15 protein-coding genes are annotated in these 20010 nt (G+C 63.9%); 5 read left to right on the top strand and 10 right to left on the bottom strand.

From position 1 onward, the window contains the following. Nucleotides 1–20: 20 nt before the first annotated feature. The 6 genes from NA29_RS13040 to gcvA form a co-directional block, all read right to left on the bottom strand. Nucleotides 21–1556 carry an efflux transporter outer membrane subunit gene (locus tag NA29_RS13040; protein WP_084103724.1) on the bottom strand — a complete coding sequence of 512 codons (1536 nt, stop codon included), beginning with the start codon at nt 1554–1556 and terminating at the stop codon, nt 21–23. 4 nt (nt 1557–1560) lie between these two features. Further along, entirely contained in the window at nt 1561–2475 is a 915-nt protein-coding gene (locus NA29_RS13045) for an HlyD family secretion protein (RefSeq protein ID WP_039403394.1), read from the bottom strand. 7 nt (nt 2476–2482) lie between these two features. Further along, nucleotides 2483–2677: a DUF1656 domain-containing protein gene (locus NA29_RS13050; RefSeq protein ID WP_039398684.1), complete on the bottom strand. Its 195-nt coding sequence runs from the start codon at nt 2675–2677 to the stop codon at nt 2483–2485. Continuing rightward, the gene (locus NA29_RS13055; protein ID WP_224786934.1) at nt 2667–4826 is read right to left on the bottom strand and encodes an FUSC family protein; all 2160 of its coding nucleotides are present in this window, start codon (nt 4824–4826) and stop codon (nt 2667–2669) included. The genes NA29_RS13050 and NA29_RS13055 overlap by 11 nt, the downstream gene beginning before the upstream one ends. Before the next feature lie 110 nt (nt 4827–4936). Next, entirely contained in the window at nt 4937–5839 is a 903-nt protein-coding gene (locus NA29_RS13060) for a LysR family transcriptional regulator (protein ID WP_039403398.1), read from the bottom strand. Nucleotides 5840–5873: 34 nt separating this feature from the next. Then, nucleotides 5874–6788, bottom strand: a complete 915-nt coding sequence (gcvA, locus tag NA29_RS13065) for a transcriptional regulator GcvA (RefSeq protein ID WP_039398685.1) — start codon at nt 6786–6788, stop codon at nt 5874–5876. Between the two features lie 144 nt (nt 6789–6932). Between gcvA and NA29_RS13070 the strand changes: the two genes are divergently transcribed. After that, nucleotides 6933–7637 (top strand): SDR family oxidoreductase, encoded by a 705-nt coding sequence (locus tag NA29_RS13070; protein ID WP_039398686.1) that lies wholly within the window; start codon nt 6933–6935, stop codon nt 7635–7637. Here NA29_RS13070 and NA29_RS13075 read toward each other — a convergent pair. Beyond that, nucleotides 7621–8532, bottom strand: coding sequence for an alpha/beta fold hydrolase (locus NA29_RS13075; RefSeq protein WP_039398687.1), 912 nt, complete (start codon nt 8530–8532; stop codon nt 7621–7623). The two genes, NA29_RS13070 and NA29_RS13075, sit on opposite strands and share 17 nt — an antisense overlap. 158 nt (nt 8533–8690) lie before the next feature. Here NA29_RS13075 and NA29_RS13080 point away from each other — a divergent pair, with 158 nt between their 5' ends. Together NA29_RS13080 and NA29_RS13085 are read left to right on the top strand one after the other, a co-directional pair. Next, nucleotides 8691–9599 carry a LysR family transcriptional regulator gene (locus NA29_RS13080; RefSeq protein ID WP_039403399.1) on the top strand — a complete coding sequence of 303 codons (909 nt, stop codon included), beginning with the start codon at nt 8691–8693 and terminating at the stop codon, nt 9597–9599. A 168-nt stretch (nt 9600–9767) separates the two neighbouring features. Then, nucleotides 9768–10784 carry a serine hydrolase gene (locus NA29_RS13085; protein ID WP_039398688.1) on the top strand — a complete coding sequence of 339 codons (1017 nt, stop codon included), beginning with the start codon at nt 9768–9770 and terminating at the stop codon, nt 10782–10784. Between the two features lie 77 nt (nt 10785–10861). Here the strand turns inward: NA29_RS13085 and NA29_RS13090 are convergent, their stop codons facing one another. From NA29_RS13090 to NA29_RS13105, 3 genes are all read right to left on the bottom strand, one after another. Beyond that, on the bottom strand, nt 10862–12754 hold the full coding sequence (locus tag NA29_RS13090) for an autotransporter outer membrane beta-barrel domain-containing protein (RefSeq protein WP_157127398.1): 1893 nt from the start codon (nt 12752–12754) through the stop codon (nt 10862–10864). 865 nt (nt 12755–13619) lie between these two features. Continuing rightward, nucleotides 13620–14852, bottom strand: a complete 1233-nt coding sequence (locus NA29_RS13100; protein WP_072633285.1) for a hypothetical protein — start codon at nt 14850–14852, stop codon at nt 13620–13622. Then, nucleotides 14849–17041 carry a hypothetical protein gene (locus NA29_RS13105; protein WP_157127400.1) on the bottom strand — a complete coding sequence of 731 codons (2193 nt, stop codon included), beginning with the start codon at nt 17039–17041 and terminating at the stop codon, nt 14849–14851. The genes NA29_RS13100 and NA29_RS13105 overlap by 4 nt, the downstream gene beginning before the upstream one ends. A gap of 297 nt (nt 17042–17338) precedes the next feature. Here NA29_RS13105 and NA29_RS13110 point away from each other — a divergent pair, with 297 nt between their 5' ends. Together NA29_RS13110 and NA29_RS13115 are read left to right on the top strand one after the other, a co-directional pair. Then, nucleotides 17339–18073 carry a response regulator transcription factor gene (locus NA29_RS13110; protein WP_039398690.1) on the top strand — a complete coding sequence of 245 codons (735 nt, stop codon included), beginning with the start codon at nt 17339–17341 and terminating at the stop codon, nt 18071–18073. After that, the gene (locus NA29_RS13115; protein ID WP_052252909.1) at nt 17983–19956 is read left to right on the top strand and encodes a sensor histidine kinase; all 1974 of its coding nucleotides are present in this window, start codon (nt 17983–17985) and stop codon (nt 19954–19956) included. The genes NA29_RS13110 and NA29_RS13115 overlap by 91 nt, the downstream gene beginning before the upstream one ends. Nucleotides 19957–20010 lie beyond the last annotated feature (54 nt).

Below are 20010 nucleotides of genomic sequence, written 5' to 3' on the forward strand. Positions count from 1 at the left end.
TTCGCTCCTAAGCGATGAGATCAAAGGGAAGCACGGGAAGCAGGTTGAACGGGGACGGTGTCCGGCGCCCACCCCGCGCCCAGTGCCTTGTAAAGCGCGATGGCGTTAAGCACCTCACCGCCCTGACTGATGGCAAGGGCGTCACGTGCACGATTCGCGGCACGTTGCGCCACGAGCACGGGGAGATAGGCACTCAATCCGCGTTGGTACAGACGCGTCGTGCGGACCAGCGCCTGCTGACTGTCGTCGACCGCCGAATGCAGCGCGACTTGTCGCGCACGCTCCCCATGCAGGCCCGTGAGCGCGTCTTCCACGTCGCGCAGTGCGAGCCGGACATCCCGCTCATACGCAAGCCGCGCTGCGTCAGTGGCCGCCTGCGCCACGGTGACACTGGCGCGCGCCCTTCCGCCGTCGTAGAGCGTCTGGCTGCCGATCAAGGCGGCGGACCACGCGACGCTCGCGCTGGAAAACAAGTCGTGGAGCAGACTCGCCGTCGTGCCGAGACTCAACGGGATGCTGAAGTGCGGGAAGCGCTCGGCCTCCGCCACACCGATCTGTGCCGTAGCGGCAGCAAGCCGACGCTCGGCCGCGCGAACGTCCGGGCGCTGACGAATGACGTCGGACGGTAACGACATCGGTAGCGCTGGCATGACCGGCAATACGGCAGACGGCGCGGCCAGCGTATCGCGCCATTGCGCAGGAAATCCACCTGCCAGTACGCCGATCGCGTGACTTAACTGTTCGATGTCGGCCTGCAATCGCGGCGGCTCCGCCTGCGCGAGTTCGCGCTCTGCGCGGGCCTGCGCCACTTCGGCGGAGGTTCCAAGACCTTGCGCGAAGGCGCGTTGCGCCAGACGTTCCCCTTCGAACAGCGTACGGATGTTCTCCTGCGCGATGGACAACCTCGCTTGCGTAGTCCGCAACATGGCGTAGTCGGCCGCCAGTTCGGCCAGCAGGCTCACACGCACAGCCGCTCGGTCGAACGCCACCGCTTCGACGTACGGGTCGGCCGATTCCACCGCCCTTCGCGTACCGCCGAAGACGTCGAGTTCCCAACTCGCGTCGAATCCCAATTGCCATGTGCGCGACTGCCCGATGCCCGGCGGCCAGTCCAGACGCTTGCTGGAGCGCAACGCCTGCGCCGTCCCGCCAGCCGAGATCGTCGGCCCCAGCCCGGAAGCGATCTGGATCCGCTGCGCGCGCGCCTGCACGAGATGCGCCTGAGCAATACCGAGATCGCGGTTGTTTTGCAGCGCTGTGTCGACGAGCTGGTCGAGCAGCGGATCGCCGAACGACCGCCACCACTCGCGCAGCCGCGAGGTATCGGACGTGCCCAACGTATCGAACGCATCTCGCGCCTCATGCCACTGGGCAGGCACGTCGGTCTGGGGCGTGTGGTAGTCAGGGCCTAGCGTCGTGCAGGCGGTGGTTGCGAGCAGCAGGCTTATCCCGCCCAACGAAACCGCTCGACGAAGCGCATGACTCGGCACCTCGTAAGAACCGTTTGACGCAGGCAAAGCCGCCAATGCACCCGGCCATTTCAATGCGAGTTTCATGACGTCACATCCATCGCATCAGCAGGCTGGCGAGATGCCCCTTCGGCATGCCTGTGGCCTCGGATCGGCCGACGTCTACGCTGCACGTCATGCCCGCTGCCAGCACCACCCCGGCAGGCACCCGGTCGATGGCGATGCGCACCGGGATGCGTTGCGCCAGACGCACCCAACTGAAGCTCGCTTCGACGCTTGGCAGACCCTGTGCGTCGGCATGCTCGTTGGCATCGGTGATGCCACGGCCAATGCCCGCGACATGGCCGTCGAGCATCTCGTCGAACCCCATCAACCGGATACGTGCTGGCGCACCGGTGCGGATACCATGAAGCTTGGTCTCCTCGAAGTAGCCCGTCACCCAGAAGCTGTGCGCATCGATCAGCGCGACGTTACCTCGTCCTGCAACGGCGTAGTCTCCCGGACGCAGCCGCAAATGGGTGATGTACCCATCTGCGGGGGCCCGCAATTCGGTGCGCGTCAGATCGAGCCGGGCTACGTCGAGTGCGACCTGCGCGCGACGTTGCTCGGCCTGCGCGATGGCGACCGCGTGGTTCGCGCGCTGAATGTCCTCGCTGGGCACGAGATCGTCCATGCCGCGCCGACGCTTCGCGTCCTGCATCTTTTGCTGCATGACGGCCGTTGCCGCACTCAACTGCGCTTCGGCCTGTGCCACGGCATAACGGAAACGCTCGGGGTCGATGCGATACAGCAACTCGCCGCGCTGAACGCGTTGGTTGTCGACCACGGCCACGTCGCGCACCGTCCCCGATACTTCGGGCGCAATATGCACCACCTCCGCGCTAACGCGAGCGTCACGCGTCCAGGGTGCGACGACATACACCCGCCAGAGCGCCGCGACCAGCGCCACCGCAAGAGCTACTGCCACCAACGTACCCGCAGCCCTCGCCGCGGGACGCAACCACATCATTCGATCAGACATAAATCACCAGCAGAGAGACCAGACAGAGAGAAATGGCGAACTCGAAGAGCGCCGGATGCCAGACGCGGCGCATCACCCCCGCGCGCGTCATGACGAAACGAAGACCCAAGAACACCGGCAAGGCAATGCAGGCGTAGACGAAGAACGGCGGCAAATAAATGCCCGCCACGGCAACTTCACTGAGCATGAGATTCGGGAGCCAGAGGTTGGGGTTGGCAGAAATAGTCGGCGTGCGCGTCGAGCGTCGCGGCGATGTCGACGAGCGCCGCCACGACACGCTTGAGACGGCTAGCATCGACCAGCGATGCGGGTGATGTGGGTGATGTGGGTGACGTCGCCTCAATTCGCACCAGCCGTCGTGCCGCATTGCGTGCATGGCGCGCTGCGAACGCGGGTTTGGGGTGACGCGCCAGCAAGCGGCGTTGCATCCGGTCCAGTGCGACGGCAACGACTCGCCGTACCTCCGCGAACTGGGCATGACACCCCTCACCGGCCATCCAGGCGCGCACCCGCCACACCTCGCGCCCAAGATGGAGACTGACAAGTGCGTCGGCGATGTCTCGATGCATGGCGTCCGGCTGTGATTTTCGGAGCGCCCCCAACGATGCGATGCGGTGTTGCTGACGCCATTTCCATATCTCGGCCGCAGTCAGCAGGCTGCGGGACGACGCAGTCGGCGTGGATGGACGAAACGTACGCAAGGCTTCATCGCGAATTCGCATCCGCAGCCGTGCGATGTCCCACGGCAATACCCGAGGCAGCAGCAAGCGAAACCCCATCCACGCAACGAGCGTCCCCAAGATCCAAGCGGCCGACCCGTTGAGAAACAGCGGCAGGTTGTAGTGCATGGGATTGTCGGCCGCTGTGAGCGTATTGAAACCGACGAGGTACGCCAGCGCCGCCAGGCCATGCTGCGGCAGTGTCGTTGCGTAAATCCCGGGCAGCCAGAACACGGCCAGCACGACAAGCAGCAACGGTAGTCCGTCGATGTGCGGCAGCACGCCGAAGGCGCACACGAACGCGGCAGGCACCGCAAACACCGATCCTTTGACGAACTGCCATGCCCCGGCAGCAGGGTTCGGTGCTGCGGCAAGCAACGCACAGTACGGCGCGACGATCAGCAGCATCATGTCGCCATGCGGCCAGCCCGTGACAATCCAGATGGCCCCTGCGGCGAACAACGTCAGGGCGGAGCGCAGACCGTTCTGCCACGCAGCGCGCGGATCCCTGTGGAAGCTGACGACCGCCGCCGCGCCCGCCGGTCGCGGACGATGCAGCGATGCAAGCCCATCCAGCGCGGCGAGGTAATCGTCGACCTGTTCGATCTGTACGTCGATGGCAATGAACGTTGCCGACGATGTGGCGTCAGTCCACGCGCGCGCATCGATAAGCCGCTGTCTTGCGTCTCGCATCACGCTCTCAGCGCGTTCCAGCCCCTGCGAACCGGTGCCGACGGCCTGTGCAGCTTCGCGCCACGCGGCGGTCAGCATTGACGACAATGTCTTCCCGAGCGGTGCGCGCGAGCCACTGGCCAGTGCTGCAAACAGCGACGCCATTGCGTGCCGTACGGCATGCGCACGATGCGCGAGGTCCACCGACTCCGCCTTGCCGACGGCCAGCAGATCGTCCACGCCGTAGATCTCGGTCATCAACTGACGTTGGGCGTCGGCGGCAGCGGCGTGTGCTTTCTCCTCGTCCGCCACGCTGAGTGCGGCCAATACCTCCGCAGCCCGTGCGGTCATTCGCGTCAGCGCACCCTCCAGCTTCCCCCGCATGCTGCGGGCACTGAACAGCGCAGACACCACCGACAGACACACCACCCCCACCATCACGGTCGAGGCACGTCCGATGACGTGGTCGAACGTGAGCTGCGGGTGTTGCAGTGCGCCGAACGTGGCCAGCCCGACGGTGTACCCCGCGACTACTAGGCCCGACGCCCGGAAGTGCCTCAGCATCGTCATACCGGCAACGCACAGACCCAACCATACGGAGAATCCGAGGAGAAAGAGCCACGGCATCTGTCCGAAAGCGGACATCAGCATGAACGACGCGACCATGCCCGCGAGCGTGCCGAGAACACGCCACGCGCCCTTGCCGATCACAGCCCCCTGCACCGGGTTGATGACGAGCAGTACGGTCGTCGCGGCCGAGAACGGCATCTCCAGTTCGAGGAGATACGCAACGCACAGCGCAAGCCATGCGGCGACGATGGACCGGAAGACATAGGTGGCGCGCGGTGACGTGAAGTCCGTACGCGAGACGATGGCGGTCAGCCAGCCCAGCCGCGATGCTTTAGACGCGCCGGACCCGGTGACCGAAACAGGTGTCGATGACACGATGACCCTTGAACACAGTGACGATGCTCATCACTGTAGGGTCGGCGTCTGTCATGCGAAAAGTGACTTGATTGGAATGAACGATTGCGCCTAACGCATCGATGATCGAATCAGTACGTCTCGCAGATCCTGCGGACGGTGCGGCGCAGCCATTGATGCGCCGGATCGGCCTGAAAGCGCGGGTGCCATGCCTGTGTCAACACCACCGTCTCAAGCGGCACCGGAAAATCGAACTGACGCAGACGCATCCCCGCTTCCAACGCGCTCTGTGCAAGGTGTGACGGCAGCGCGAGCAGCAGGTCACTGCTAAACAACGCGAAAAGCGCGGCGGATGGCGTCGGTACGACCAGAGCCACGTGGCGTCGCAGCCCCAGCGACTCCAGCGCACTGTCGATCGGTCCGGCGAACTTCCCCCGTCGCGACACGCCGATGTGTCCCCATCGGGTGATGCGCTCAGGCGTAATGTCGTCGTCGAAAATCGGATGATCGTGACGTGCCATGCCGACGAAGCTGGTCGTGAACAGCGGCTGTACGCGAATCTCCGGGCCCAACGGTCGAGCCGCACTGATGAACAGATCGATCCGCCCGCTACGCAACGCCTCGTCGTCCATATCGTCTTCTTCCGGCGAGAAGCGCAGCATGGCGCGCGGCATCTCTGCGGCCATCGCCTCAAGCAATCGTCCCGAGTGCAGGCCCACGACGATATCGTTTGCACGCACATTGAAGCGCCGGTCAAGCGTCTTGAGGTCGACGCCATCGCCGGGTGTAAGCACCTGTCGCGCCTGCTCGACCACCAGCCGCACCTGCTCGCGCATCGCCAACGCACGCGGCGTAGGCACCAGCTTGCGGCCCGCCTGCACGAAGACAGGATCGCCCAGCGTTTCACGAATCCGGCTCAGCGTCCGGCTCATGGCAGGCGGGCTCAGATGCATGCGGCGCGCAGCGCCGACAACGCTGCCCTCCTCCAGCAGGATATCGAGCGCGTGAAGCAGGTTGAGATCGGGAAGCGACATGACGGCGTCCGTAGTCATTGCATAAAACGCAATGCTAGCGCGTGTCTCGTGTCTCCCGCAAAAGCCACTCGTGGACGTCGGCGATTTGCGCTGCGTGCCGGGTGCGGCGGGGATACACGATGTAAAAGCCCGCCCCGGTACGCAGTTCGGTATCGAATAGCCGCACAAGACGACCGGCCGCAATATCCGCTGCAACGAAGTCACGATGGGCGAGCGCCAGTCCTTGCCCTGCGACGGCGGCGTCGATGGCAAGCGCCGTCTGGTTGAACCGTACATTCTTCGCTTCCGACATCTGCGCCTTCGGTAACGTGAGATCGAGAAACTGCGGCCAGGCGTTGTGGGCGTCGTGAAGCAAAGCATGACCTCGCAGGCTCCCCGCGCGACCGGCGCCATCCGTTTTGCCAGGATGACCGGCGGCCGCAATCACGGCAGGACTCGCGACCGCGACTTGCGCCTCCTCAAACAATGGCTCAACGACGAGCCCGCCACCAAACGGAGGACGGCCGTAGCGAACGGCCAGATCGACAGCGTCTGCCTGAAAGTGCGACAACCGGTCGGTCGCGAGGATACGCAGATCGATGTCGGGATGCGTTTCAAGGAATGCGGGCAGTCGGGGGATCAGCCATTTCGATGCGAACGTCGGCGTCACGCTGATCGTCAGCCGCAGCGGTTCCGGGCGCAGCGCTTGCGTTGCTTCCGTCAGCATCTCGAAAGCGCGCCGCACACCGCTTGCATAGCGTCGCCCGTTCTCGGTCAGCGACAGCGCGCGCGGATGCCGCTCGAACAACTTCATCCCCAATTCCGCTTCGAGGCTACGCACTTGTTGCGCCACAGCGCCTTGCGTCACACCCAGTTCTTCCGCCGCAAGCCGGAAGTTCAGATGCCGACTCGCCGCTTCGAAAGCACGCAATGCGTTGAGCGACGGTAATCGGCCGACGGCTTCCGTCATGGTGTAGTTTTTCTACTGAATAAAGTGTCGAAATCTGATTCGTCTGACGGGTCGCGCAGTGTTACGCTTTGAACACTTGAGAACAGTGTTCACCCGTCTGACGTGTCCATCGAGCGGCACTCGACGTCATCGGAGGATAACAGCATGACAGTAGAAAAAGTGGCATTGATTACGGCCGGTGGCAGCGGCATGGGTGCAGCGGCGGCGCGACGCCTCGCAGCGGACGGCTTCAAGGTCGGCATTCTGTCGTCGTCCGGCAAGGGCGAGGCGCTGGCGGCTGAACTGGGTGGCGTTGGCGTGACGGGGTCGAATCAGTCCAACGAATCGCTCAAGGAACTTGTCGATCTGGCGGTGCAGCGTTGGGGACGTATCGACGTGCTCGTGAACAGTGCTGGCCATGGCCCGCGCGCCGCCGTCCTGGAGATCAGCGACGAGGACTGGCATCGCGGCATGGACACGTATCTGATGAACGTGATCCGCCCGACGCGTCTGGTCACGCCGATCATGCAAAAGCAAGGTGCAGGCGCGATCATCAATATTTCGACGGCATGGGCGTTCGAGCCGAGCGAGATGTTCCCGACGTCGGCCGTATTCCGTGCGGGGCTGGCATCGTTCACGAAGTTGTTTGCGGACAAATACGCGAAGGACAACGTCCGCATGAACAACATTCTGCCGGGCTGGATCGACAGCCTGCCGCAGCAGGAAGTACGCCGCGAAAGCGTGCCGATGCAGCGTTATGGCAAAGCCGAAGAAATTGCGGCGACGGTGGCCTTCCTGGCGTCCGAGGGTGGCGGTTACATCACGGGCCAGAACATTCGCGTCGATGGCGGCCTTACGCGCTCGGTGTAACGTCGAGCAGGAACGGGAGCGCATCGGCCAGCAGCACGTCCGGCGCTTCTTCCGCAATGTAATGACCGCAAGGCAGCGGGTGCCCGCGCACGTCGGACGCGACGCGTTGCCACTCGTCGAGCGGTCTGAAGCATCGGTGCACGACGCCCTGCTCTCCCCATAACGCCAGCACCGGCATGGACAATCGATGCCCGGCGTCGCGATCCGCGCGGTCGTGATCGAGGTCGATCGTCGCTGCGGCCCGGTAGTCCTCACAGACACCGTGCGCTGCGCCCGGCAGCGACAAGCAACGCTGATACTCCGCCAGAGCGCGCGCATCGAACGGTGCCAATCCAGCGCTCCGACGTCCCATGACATCGCGTAAATACGCGACCGGATCGGCTTCGATCAGGCGCTCAGGCAACGGCGCGGGCTGGATCAGGAAGAACCAATGCCAGTAGGCGCGCGCAAAGGCGTCGCTGGCTTGTTCGTACATCGCGAGGGTTGGCGCGATATCGAGCAGCACCATGCGCCGCACGATATCCGGATGATCCGCCGCCAGTCGATGTGCGACGCGCGCCCCACGGTCGTGCGCCAACACCGAAAACGTCGAATGTCCCAGCGCCTGCATGGCGGACACCATGTCCTGCGCCATGACACGCTTGCTGTAGGCCACATGATCGGCGTCACCCGCCGGTTTCGCCGAATCCCCGTAGCCGCGCAGATCAGCCAGCACCAGCGTGAAATGCCGGGCCAGCGCCGGCGCAACCTTGTGCCAGATCGCGGACGTTTGCGGGTGGCCATGCAGCATCAGCAGCGCCGGGCCACTGCCGCCCGTCAACGCGTGAATGTGCTGCCCGTCAGGCGTCGGCAAACGATAGGCGGTGAAACCGGGGAACAGCGCTTGGGAAGTCATAGACCCTTTTACCTTTTTCTGCGTGCGGGTTCGGTGCGATGCCTGTGCGGTATTCGCGATCAACCACGTGTCATGTACATCCTATATTTGATGCAAAACGACATAAAGTGACTCAGAATCACTTCATTGTTAATTGCAGGACACGAATCGCCATGTCAATCGACGGATTTTCCGATCTGCGCTTTTTCGCGACGCTCATGAAAGAAGGCAGCATGGCGGCCGCTGCACAGCAGATGGGGATTACGCCGCCGGCGGTCAGCCGTCGGCTCGCGCAACTTGAGCATCGTCTTGGCGTGCGATTGCTGCATCGTACGACACGACGCATCAGTCTCACGCCCGAGGGCGACATGTACTTGCAGGACGGCGCACGTATTCTCGGCGAGCTCGAAGCGTTGGAACATGCGGTGACCGGTGCGCAGTCGTCCCCTCGCGGTCTGCTCCGACTGGCGGCAACGCTCGGTTTCGGGCGGACGCACATCGCCCCGGCGCTGTCCGCGTTTGCGCGCGAGTATCCGGAGGTGGAGGTGCAACTGCACCTGACGGACCGTCCGGTGAACCTCGTTGAGCAAGGGTTCGATGCGGCGATCCGTTTTGGCGACTTGCCGGATTCGCGATTGACGGCGCGTCAACTGATGGCTAATGCGCGGGTGTTATGCGCGTCGCCCGCGTATCTCGATGCATCGGGCGAACCAGCACAGCCATCGGACTTGGCGGCGCATCAATGCATCGTGATTCGGGAGAGCGACGAGACCTACGGCACGTGGCACTTCCGTCAGGCGGATCGTCAGGAGACGGTCAAAGTGCGCGGCATGCTCAGCACCAACGACGGTGCAGCGGCAACGACATGGGCGCTGAACGGCCACGGCATGCTGATCCGGTCGATGTGGGATATCCGTCCGTATCTGGCGTCAGGTCAACTTCGCACTGTGATGACTGATTGGACGCTGCCTGCCGCCGATATCAAGCTCGTCTATCCAACGAAAAGCCACCTTTCTGCGAAAACGCGTGCGTTGGCGGATTTTTTGGTGAGGTGGTTTAGGGATATCGCTGCGCGGCCGGAATGCTAGTCGCGACGGGGAAAACGAGGCGACTACCTAAAACGCGGTATCGATTCGGGCGGGATCGTCGTGATACCGTCGTTGCGAACCTCGATGCGCAAGCGACCTGGAGACGCTCTGAGCGCTGCGCGCCTTACCGGCTTTCCTGGCTTCTCTTCCGTTCCGGAGTTCTCTCGCATGACCGCGTTCCAACCTCACCGCAGACGCACACTCAAGCTCGCTGCCGCCTCGCTCGCTGCGCCCGCACTTCTCGCGCAGTCCCCCAACGCAATGTCGGCCAGCCGTCCGACGCTCGACGACGCCGTCCTGCGCTTCGGAAAACACGAACCGGCGACATCGAGTTGTCTGGTCATCGCGGACGTCCCCAATGGGACCGGCTGGACCTCGGCCTACGAACCCAATCGATATCTTTTCGTCGGGAGTGCCGTCAAGACGTTCATCCTGGCGCAATTCCTCATCGACACCGAAGTGGGCCGCAACGGCCTCTCCGGCACGAAACTTTGCGACGTGAACGACACGGTTCGCACGCCGGGCAGCCCTGTGTTGATCGGATTGAGCGGTCAGACGCAATACCGCACGGCGCTTGAAGCGATGATCGCGCACAGCGATAACATCGGTACCGATATTACCCTCGCGGCAGTGGGACCGCAGCGCGTGCGAGAGTTGATCCGTCAGGCTCAACTAAGTACGCCGCACGTTCCCGATTCCACGCGAATCCTCTTCTCATATCTCGCAGGCGCCGCCTCGGGCACCGACCTCGGCTGGGCGGGCATGCAAAAGCTCGAGCATGGCGATAATCTTGGTCTCACGCCGCGTCGGGACGTCATCAACGACAAACAGACCATGACGAGTTCTGCCACCGATCTCGTGAACTGGTATCGCGACACGCTGAATGGCCGCTTCTTCCACAAGCCCGAGACGCTGCTCGAATTCAAGCGCATCTCGGCCATGGCAGATGCGGCATGGATGACGGTGCCCGATGGCCTGCCCGCCTATGGCAAAGGCGGCAGCCTGGATTGGGAGAACTTCCACGCGCTGTGCTTCGCCGCGCAGATGCTCGTGGGCAAGACACGCGTGACATTTTGCTTCACATGGAATTGGCTGGACGGGAAGACCAGTGTCGAGCGTACCGGCGAATTCATCGACAGCGTTCGCGACGTACTCAAAGCCGCAGCCGACGCCGCGCAGACCTGAGACCCGTTCCCGTCGCGCTCATTCACAGGCCCGGACGATCGATCGTCCGGGCCTTTGTCATATCGAGGCCTCGCGGATCAGAAGTGCTTGGCCAAGCGCAATGCAGCGCTTTGTACCGTCTGCGACGGGGCCGTGCGAAGACTGTACTCCGCACGGACTTCGAGGCCTTTGTCCGACAGCAATTCGATGCCCGCCGAGAAATTGCCGTAGGCACGCGGCTGCGACGCGCTGACCGCAAACGACGCACCGGGGAACTGCACGAACGAGACATCGTTACTCAGGCGGCGTGCCGATGCGAAGCTCATGCCTAGCGACAGATACGGACGCAGTGTCGCGCCTCGCAGATCGAACCGCCCACCCACTTCGACGGAAGGGCTGAGGATGGCCGTCGTGTGTCCCTGTCCCGGGACGGCGAGATCGAACACGCCCGCCCCGGTTTCGCGATAGGCACCGCTACGGTCGTACACAACGTCCAGATCCGCATAGGGCTTCACATACCACCCCGAAAGGTTCAACTGATAGGACAGTCGCGATCGCGCGCCGACGAAAAATGCGTTCGGCTGGCTGCTCGCACGCGCGGTGGCTTCCGGGTAATCGATGATTCGGTTCTGCGTGCCGCTCTCATAACCGCCAAGCAACGCGAGCGCGACCTGCCACGGGCCCATCTGCCGCTTGAGCGTGACCCCGGCGCGAAAGCCATCGCTGGAGACATCCAGCGACTGGTCTGACGACCGCGCGTGCGTTACGACGTAACTTGCCGAGCCGCCCAGGAACCAGTCCGGTGCAATCTCCTTTTGTACGCCGAACTGGTAGGTCACCTGCTGGCTGCGAAAACCGACATCGTCGGCCGTATCGTAGCGGTCCGCGCGCGTGCCGATCACGCGTGCCCAAACGCAACTCCCCTCGGACAAACGCGTTCCGCCGCTCACGAACTGCGGGCAACTCATCAGGCGATTCAGGAAATCGAAGTTCTCCTGCCCGCGTGATCCTGCACGCATGAGTGACGCCGCGCCGGACAGCGTGTTGAGCGCGCGTCGGTAGCTCGCCGCGTCTCCCACACTCGCAAAGGGCTGGAACAGCGGACCGGCGTCGACAAGCCCCTGATCCCAAAGCCATTGCAAGTGATTGGCAAACGACGACTGATTACCATTGAGCGCAACGCCTTGCGGTTTGAAGTTGGCGTCGACGGAGATCAAGGGGTCCTGCGTGCCGCCGTAGTGGTCCTTCATCTGATAGCTGAAGACGAGCGCCGTGCTTTTCGCTGTTGCAGACTCGCCCGTTGGCGCACGGTCGAAGTGACCAATTCCGAGCCAGATGTTCTTGACCGGATTGTGCAGCACCGGCACGACGCTGCCACCGAACGTCAACGCACCGGTAGTCACCAGAAAATCGCTGTTGTGACGCGTGAAATCGAGGTCGGGCGCGTACACACCGGTGCCCGTTTGCGAAAACGCGCCGTCGACGGTCGATGCCTGAAACACGCCCGGACCGCCCGGATTGAGCGTGCCGTAGTTCTGCAACAACCCCGTCGTGACGCGGCTGGCCGTGTGCAGTGCACCGCTTTGCTGGTTGACGAACGTGCTGTCGGAAGTAAGCTGTACGTTCCCCTGGACCCGCCCGGTATTGCTCACACTTGCACGGCTCGCCGATTCGATGGCCGTGGCTGCCGTAAGTGTGCCCGCGTTATCGACGCTCACGCCGTCGGTCGTGATCGCCAGCACACCGATCCCGGACGTCGCGTTGGCGGCTACAGTCGCCCCGCTGCCGATGGTCACGCTGATCGGCTTGCCTTGCGTGGTCTCGCTCGCATTACCTCCGGTGCGGCCCGTACTGATTGCAGCGATTGCGGGGGAGCCCGCACCCATCGCCACGACCGTCGCGCCCGGCGCAATCGCGACGCTCACTGTGCCACCACTGTTCCCGCTCGCATTGCCCGAGTTCTTGAGCAGGATGCCACCGTCGCTGAACACCGCCCCGCCCCAAGACTCATGGCGAGGATGGCCGGAGCATTGGCACCGTATGTGGCGACGCCACCCGCAACGTTGACGGTCACTGTGCTTCCCGTGCCCACCGCCCCCGCGATGTCGGCCAGATGGACAACGCTCGTCCCATAAGTGACGGACGCCGCATCGCCAGCAATGCCACCGCCGCCACCGACACTTTGTGCGAGGACGCCGACCGCGCCGTCGCCGGTCGTCTTCACCTTGCCTGCGACCGATACGTCGACGGTGCCGCCATCGTTCACGCCAGCGGTCGTGAGCGTGTTGTTGAGCGACGCAAGCGTCACGCGACCGGGCGCCGTCGAAAGGCCAGCGATGCCACCGCCGCCCCCCACGCTTTGCGCGACGATACCGAACGCGTTGCGCCCCTGCGTCTGAATCGCGGAGCCTGCGTCCGCCATCACACTGACCTGTGCCCCCGCGCCGCCGGTTTGCCCCTGCGCGCCTAACAGCAAACTGGTGATCGGCAACGACGACGGCTGCCCGTCGCTCACCGATGCGGCATAACCGCCGCCCCCGCCAATGCTTTGTGCGAGCACACCGAACGAAAGCGCACCAGCCGTCGCTATCGTTGTCGGAGCGCCGAGGGAGACGGTCACATTGCCAGCCATGCCCAAAAGGCTGTTGGCCCCCGATTGAGACGCGCCGAGTTGCATCACCGGTCCCGCAAGCAACGCCATCGCGCCGCCGCTTGCGACCCACCCGGCGGCGCCCCCGCCGCCCGACACCGATTGCGCGAAGATGCCATGAGAGAGCGCCCCCGTGGTCTCGATGGTCGCGGTATTTGTCACCGTCGCCGTACCGCTGCGAACGAGCGCGGGTGCGGCCATGCCGGTCACCGACGCACCCAGCGACAATGCCGGTGACGTCGCCCCCTGTCCTTGCGCGAGATACGTGCTCGCGTTCCCGGCCAGATTGGCGACGGCAACGCCACCACCGCCCGCAATGTTCTGAGCGAGCACGCCGCTCGAATCGTCCCCGTGGGTGCTGATGGCCCCCCGCTTTTCACGACCACCGGAAACGACGTGCCGCTCACGCTGCTAATCGTCGAGTCATAAGCTGCGCCGAGCGAGAGCGCCAACGCGGGTTGCGTGGCCCCGGCCGTCGCGCCGAATGTGCTCGGTCCGAACGTATAGGCACTTGCGCCAGCGAGCCCCCCTCCACCAGCAATCCCATGCGCAAGGATGCCCGGTGAGTTGTCACCGAGCGTTTGAATCTGGCTCGACGCACTGCTTGCATCTACGGTGACCAACCCCGCATAGCCTGCGCCACCGCCTTTCGCACCAACGCTCACGTTCACGTTGTGTTGGGCGCTCGCCAGATTGGAGCCGAGAAGATCGACGATGCGGGTGATGTCGCTCAGAATGCCGGGGGCGTCCTTCGCGGCCCAGTTGGACAGGAAGACATCAAGATTCTGCGCAGTCGAAACGCCAGCACCGCCCCCGCCACCGATGCTTTGGGCAACGATGCCGGGGGAGGCGAAACCCTTCGTGACGATGGTGCCCGTTTGGGTTACACCGACCGGCCCGCCGTTGCCGCCGCTGCCGCCCGATCCGCCCACAGCAACATTGGTACCAGTGTTCGGTGACACCTGAAAATACTGTCCGATCTTCCCCGTCACCACACCGAGCAAGCTGTCGATGCTCGACATGAGGCTCGACGCGCTTGTCGACGTGGCCGTCCCGCCACTACCGCCCCCGCCGCCGACGCTTTGCGCGACGATGGCCGCTGCGCCGTCTCCCGTGGTCGTGACTTGCCCGTTGTTGAACACGCTGGCGCCAACGCCGTCACCGCCGCTGCCGCCCGAGCCGCCAACGCGCACGTCGACACCGACCTTGAGCGAGCCGAATTTCACGTTCAACGACTGACCGGACGTCTCCAGCCACTGCATGATCGTCTGCAACGTGCCTAGTGCGGATGTCGGCGAACCCAGCGTTGCCGAGAACGACTGGGCGGTCTCCTGCTGCACGCTGCCGCCATTGCCGCCGCCACCGCCGACACTCTGCGCCAGAATGCCGATGGCGTGATCGCCGGATGTCTCGACGATGCCCGTGACGCTATTCGTCACAGTGGCGACGCCGCCTGCGCCTCCGCTCCCCCCGCACCGCCGATAGACACGCCGACGCTCACGTCCAACCGGCTCCCCGGTGCGGACACCGTCTTCGCGCGTAACGGGGCGGCGGCGTTGCCGCCTGCGCCACCGCCGCCGCCAATACTCTGGGCCAGAATGCCGAGACTTCGGTCACCCTGCGTCACGATATTCCCGTCGTTTTCGACCTGCGCAAATCCGCCGTTTCCACCGCCTCCGCCACGTCCCCCGAGGCTGACGTGCGGACTGATCGTGCCCGTCGGGAGATCGGGCCCAAGATCGGGAGCGATGGTGATGCTCGAAGCGCTGGCAAGGCCACCGTAACCGCCACCGCCGCCGATGCTCTGCGCGACCACGGCATCGCTGCTCACGCCTTGTGTGGTGATGCTCGCGTCGTCGTCCACGCTCACGCGGGCCGTGCCGCCCGTGCCGCCCTGTCCCCCGCTACCACCGTGACTGACGGCAACACCAAGTCCGATACCGACCGTGATCGCGGACGACGATCCACCCACCCCACCGCCGCCGCCGATACTCTGCACGACCGCGCCAGCCGCCCCCGCCCCCGCTGTGGAAATCGCGCCCGCCTGATCGAGCGTAGCGGTGCCACCATCGCCGCCCGCCCCACCGCGACCGCCAGTGGCAATGCCTACGATAATGCCCGTGGTATCCGCGTCGCCGCCGTGCCCACCACCGCCACCGATACTCTGCACCACGGCGGCAGGGCTCTGGTCGCCCGTCGTGAAAATCGCGCCGTTGTTCTGGACGTAGACATTGCCGCCTTGTCCGCCGTTGCCGCCCGCGCCGCCGCCAATGTTCATCAAACCCTGACTGATTTCGGCATTCCCAGCACCACCGCCGACGGCGTGCGTGAGGATGCCGATCGCATCGCGTCCGTTCGTGAGAATGTTGCCGTTATTGACGATGTTGACCGCGAGCGCCCCGGTATTGCCGCCAGCACCACCATCGCCGCCGTGCCCCGACCACGGCCCGGACGCTCCGCCGTTACCACCGCTGCCGCCAACGACCACCACGCGAATGCCGGTCGAGCCGAGCCCCTGCGTTGCGATGCTGCCGGAGTTCGTCACGGAAGCGCCGCCCGGTGTGCCACCGTCGCCGCCGGGGAATCCGCTCCCCGAATTGCCATCGCCACCATCACCGCCATCGCCGCCAAGGCTGTAGACGGCGATACCCGGCGCGTTGACACCGTCGGTGGAAATTGCCGCCCCGCTTTGTACGGAGACGTGCCCGGCATTGCCTCCATTCCCGCCTTTCACATCGATGCCCGCTCCTTTCGGGCTGCTGCCTCCGACGGCCCGGGCCAGAATTCCAGCCTCGCCGTTGCCGTGCGCGGTGATCGTGCCGTCGGCAATCGTCACATTGACATTGCCTGCATTGCCGCCCCATCCGGAATCGACATAACCGGCAATGTCGTCGTCGACACCAAGGCCACCCTGACCGCCAAGCGATTCCGCGCGAATCGCAGCGCCCCCCGTACCACTCACCGTGATCACGGCGCCGCCTTTGACCGTGATGTTTGCGTCTCCGGCATTGCCTCCGTACCCTGCGTTCAGGCCGGGAGTCAGGCCGCCCGAGGAAGGAATCGCGCTGTCCTTTCCGTTACCGCCGACGGATTGGGCCGAAAGTCCGTAGCCGATAGCGTTGACCGAGCCGCCGATCAGCGTGAGGGCGGCCAGATGACCGTCACCGCCAATGCCATGACCATCGCTGCGATTGCCCCAGAGGCCGCCATCGCCGCCAGCAGAGAGCACACTGACGCCGATGCCGGTGCTCATCACCGTGCTTTGTGCGAGTGTGAAGTCGATGATGCGGCCGATGCCACCATTGCCACCCCAGTGGTCACGGCCGTCGTCGTCGTCGTGGGGGTTGCCGTTTCCGCCATTACCGCCACTGACATCGACCAGCACGCCCGTGGCGCCGCCCGTCGTCTGAATGTTCAGTCCCGTCACGGACTGCGTGACGTCCTGACGGCCGTTTTCGCCGTTGTATCCGTTGCTGGACGTACAGCAGCCCCCGGTCGCGCCGCGATAGTTGAGTACGTAGGGGCCAGACGACTGTGCTGAGGCGTGACCGGCGAGGACGACGCTGGCCACCCCGCAGAGGGCCTTGAGCCGCAGTGGTGCCGTCAACGCGGCGGATTTGTCTCGCACGCTTCCCCCGAAATACCAGGCTGTGTTGCCGCTACGACAAGCGGTGTACCCGGCATGCAAATATGGCGCGCTTTCGCGGAGCTTCGCCGGGTACGCTGAGTTTCGCAGCAACATACCACCCGTTCGGCACGGCATTCCATCCCCAGAAATGAGTAATACGAAGAATTGACGGTCGATGTCGGTCGGGTGCCCCATCGACCTCCCCTGTTTCGGGGATGGCAGACGCGTTCGCAGGCGTGCTATTTTGCGATACCGATGCTACGCCCCCCGTCTCTCCCTTCTTCCCCTTCGTCAGCCATGTCTGCCAGCACGCTTGCGAATATCGAACCGGTATTGCCCGGTCCGTTGTTGCTCGTAGAAGACGATCCGAGCATGCAAATTCGCATGCGCGCCATTCTCCATTCCCTTGGCTATACCGATGACGCGGTGCAAGTCGCCGGGAGCCTTGCGCAGGCGCGGGCGGTGCTCGCCGACGAACCGTTCGCACTCATATTGATCGACGTCGGCTTGCCCGACGGCAGCGGCATCGACCTGATCGGCGAGTTGCATGCGCGCGACCCCGCCCTGCCGATTCTGGTAATCTCCGCGTGGAGTACGGAACAGATCATCGTTGGGGCCCTGCAACGCGGTGCCACGGGATATCTGCTCAAGGAGCGCGAGGACACAGAGATCGCGCTATCGATTCGCAGTGCGCTGCGCGGGGGCGCACCGATCGATCCGTTCGTGGCACGGCACATTCTGGGGCTGGTTGCACTCGCGCCCGGCGTGTCAGGCACACCGGTGCCGCCTTCCGGTACCGGCAGCGGCCTGGCGGCGGCGCGAATGTCCGATGTTCCGTCGGCGCTAAGCCCGCGCGAAGTCGAGATTCTCGGACTCGTGGCCAAAGGCATGACGAACCGCGAGATTGCAGCATTGCTCTCCATCTCCAGCCTCACGGTCGCATGTCACATCAAGAACATCTACAAGAAGTTGGCGGTCAATTCGCGCACACAGGCCGTGTTCGAAGCCCGCGTCTCCGGCTTGTTGCCCTGACACTGATCAAGCTGATCACACTGATCGCCCTGCTCTGGCTGTTTGCCGCCACTGCGCACGCGCAACGCTCCATCGCCCCACGCCCGGTTTCCGACGCCTCGTTGCCGTTCGAGCACATTGAAGCCGTGCGCGGCGACTGGCAAGCGACGCAGCCACCGAATGCCGGTTGGATTCCTGTAACGCTGCCGGACGTATGGACATCGCACTGGCCGCGTTTCGATGGCGTGGTCTGGTACCGGCTGACATGGCAGGAGCCGTCGCCCGTCAAGGCACGGGGCCTGATGCTGGAATACCTGAATATGGCCGGCATGGTCTATCTGAACGGCAGCCTGATCTCACGTGACGATTCGCTGGTCGAGCCGCTGAGTCGTGCCTGGAACACACCACGCCATTGGGTCGTCGACGCGCCGACGCTTCGTGCCGGATCCAACGTGCTGCTGGTGCGTGTCTCTGGCCTTGCGGCGTATAGTCCGGGACTCGGTCCGGTGCTGCGGGGATCGCCTGACGAAATCCGTTCGGCGTACGACAAGGCACGATGGCTGCGCCACGATCTGCAGCTTTTCAGTCTGGCGATCACCGTCACGCTCGGCGTGGTAGTGCTTACGCTTTGGCTATACCGTCGGCAGGAGACGTCGTATGGGTGGTTCAGCCTCATGTCCTTCGCATGGTGGCTCTACGCCGTCAATCAGATCGTCACGCGACCTTGGCCCTTTGCGACCAACGATGGCTGGCAGTTGTTCGTGTCCATCGCGTTTCTCTTTTACTGCGCGTGCTTCACCATGTTCGTGCTGCGCTTCTGCGGCAGACGCATGCCTCGGATCGAGGCCGCGATGTGGATCACGTTCGGAGTGGGCGCAGCAACGCTGATCGTTGCACCGCGAACCTATACGGAAACGCTGCGCGCGATCTGGGCCGTCGTGCCCGGCATGACGTGGCTGGCAACCTGCGTGCTGCTGTTCGTCCTGACGTGGCGCGAACGGCAGACGGAACAACGAATCGTCTCGCTTTGTGCGCTCGTGTTCGTCGCCGCCGGGTTGCATGACTTTCTCGTGTTCTTCGGCATTCTGGACTCCAACGTCTACTACACCGCACAAACCTCACAGATTCTGATGATCGGCATGGCCGTTGTGCTGGCACGACGATTTGCCAACAACGCCCGACGCATCTCACAGTTCAATGACGAACTCAAGCAGGCGATCGACGACGCCCGAGGCGAACTGTCGTCCACCCTGAATCGTCAGCATGAACTGCAAGTCGCCAACGTCAGGCTTGCCGAGCGGCTCAATCTCGCGCACGACCTGCATGACGGGTTGGGCGGTACGCTGGTGTCGGGCATTGCCGCTATCGAACATGCGCCACACACGCTGCCACCGGAGCGCTTTCTTGCGCTGCTGAAGGAATTACGGGACGAGTTGCGCTTCGTCGTCGACAGCGCAACGGTGCATCAGGCGGGAGAGCAGGCACTGGCCGAGCAGATTGCTTCCTTGCGCCATCGAATGACTGCGCGTTTCGAGATTCAGATGATCGAGTGCGAATGGCGCGTGGAAGGCATCGAGCGATGCGAAATGGGCGCCGCCCGATCTCTGGAAGTGCAACGCATTTTGCAAGAAGCGCTGACCAATGTCCTCAAGCACAGCAAGGCCAGCTGCGTGCGCGTGGATCTGCATGACGTCGACGGCGAATTTACGCTGCGAGTGGAAGACAACGGCGTTGGCTTCGACACTGGTCGGTTTGACGACGCTGGGGAAACCGTCCCTCGCGCGTCACACGAAGGTACCGGCTTGCACAGCATGAAACGGCGCGCGCAAAAACTGGGCGGCACGATGACGATTACGCGGGAAGGAGGTTGCACAGTCTTGTGCGTCAGGATGGGAACCGCTTAGGTGATCTGAGTTTCGTCTCGACCACCGACTAAGGGCGCAAGATTCTTGGTGGCG

Origin of the sequence: Pandoraea sputorum, from assembly GCF_000814845.2 — a bacterium.
GTDB classification, from domain to species: Bacteria; Pseudomonadota; Gammaproteobacteria; order Burkholderiales; family Burkholderiaceae; genus Pandoraea; species Pandoraea sputorum.

Bases quoted from the DNA above. Each gene is read 5' to 3' on its own strand.
- NA29_RS13070 (WP_039398686.1), top strand. From the start codon at position 6,933: ATGACAGTAGAAAAAGTGGCATTGATTACGGCCGGTGGCAGCGGCATG.
- NA29_RS13085 (WP_039398688.1), top strand. From the start codon at position 9,768: ATGACCGCGTTCCAACCTCACCGCAGACGCACACTCAAGCTCGCTGCC.
- NA29_RS13045 (WP_039403394.1), bottom strand. From the start codon at position 2,475: ATGTGGTTGCGTCCCGCGGCGAGGGCTGCGGGTACGTTGGTGGCAGTA.
- NA29_RS13115 (WP_052252909.1), top strand. From the start codon at position 17,983: ATGTCACATCAAGAACATCTACAAGAAGTTGGCGGTCAATTCGCGCAC.
- NA29_RS13110 (WP_039398690.1), top strand. From the start codon at position 17,339: ATGTCTGCCAGCACGCTTGCGAATATCGAACCGGTATTGCCCGGTCCG.
- NA29_RS13050 (WP_039398684.1), bottom strand. From the start codon at position 2,677: ATGCTCAGTGAAGTTGCCGTGGCGGGCATTTATTTGCCGCCGTTCTTC.
- NA29_RS13040 (WP_084103724.1), bottom strand. From the start codon at position 1,556: ATGAAACTCGCATTGAAATGGCCGGGTGCATTGGCGGCTTTGCCTGCG.
- gcvA (WP_039398685.1), bottom strand. From the start codon at position 6,788: ATGACGGAAGCCGTCGGCCGATTACCGTCGCTCAACGCATTGCGTGCT.
- NA29_RS13060 (WP_039403398.1), bottom strand. From the start codon at position 5,839: ATGTCGCTTCCCGATCTCAACCTGCTTCACGCGCTCGATATCCTGCTG.
- NA29_RS13075 (WP_039398687.1), bottom strand. From the start codon at position 8,532: ATGACTTCCCAAGCGCTGTTCCCCGGTTTCACCGCCTATCGTTTGCCG.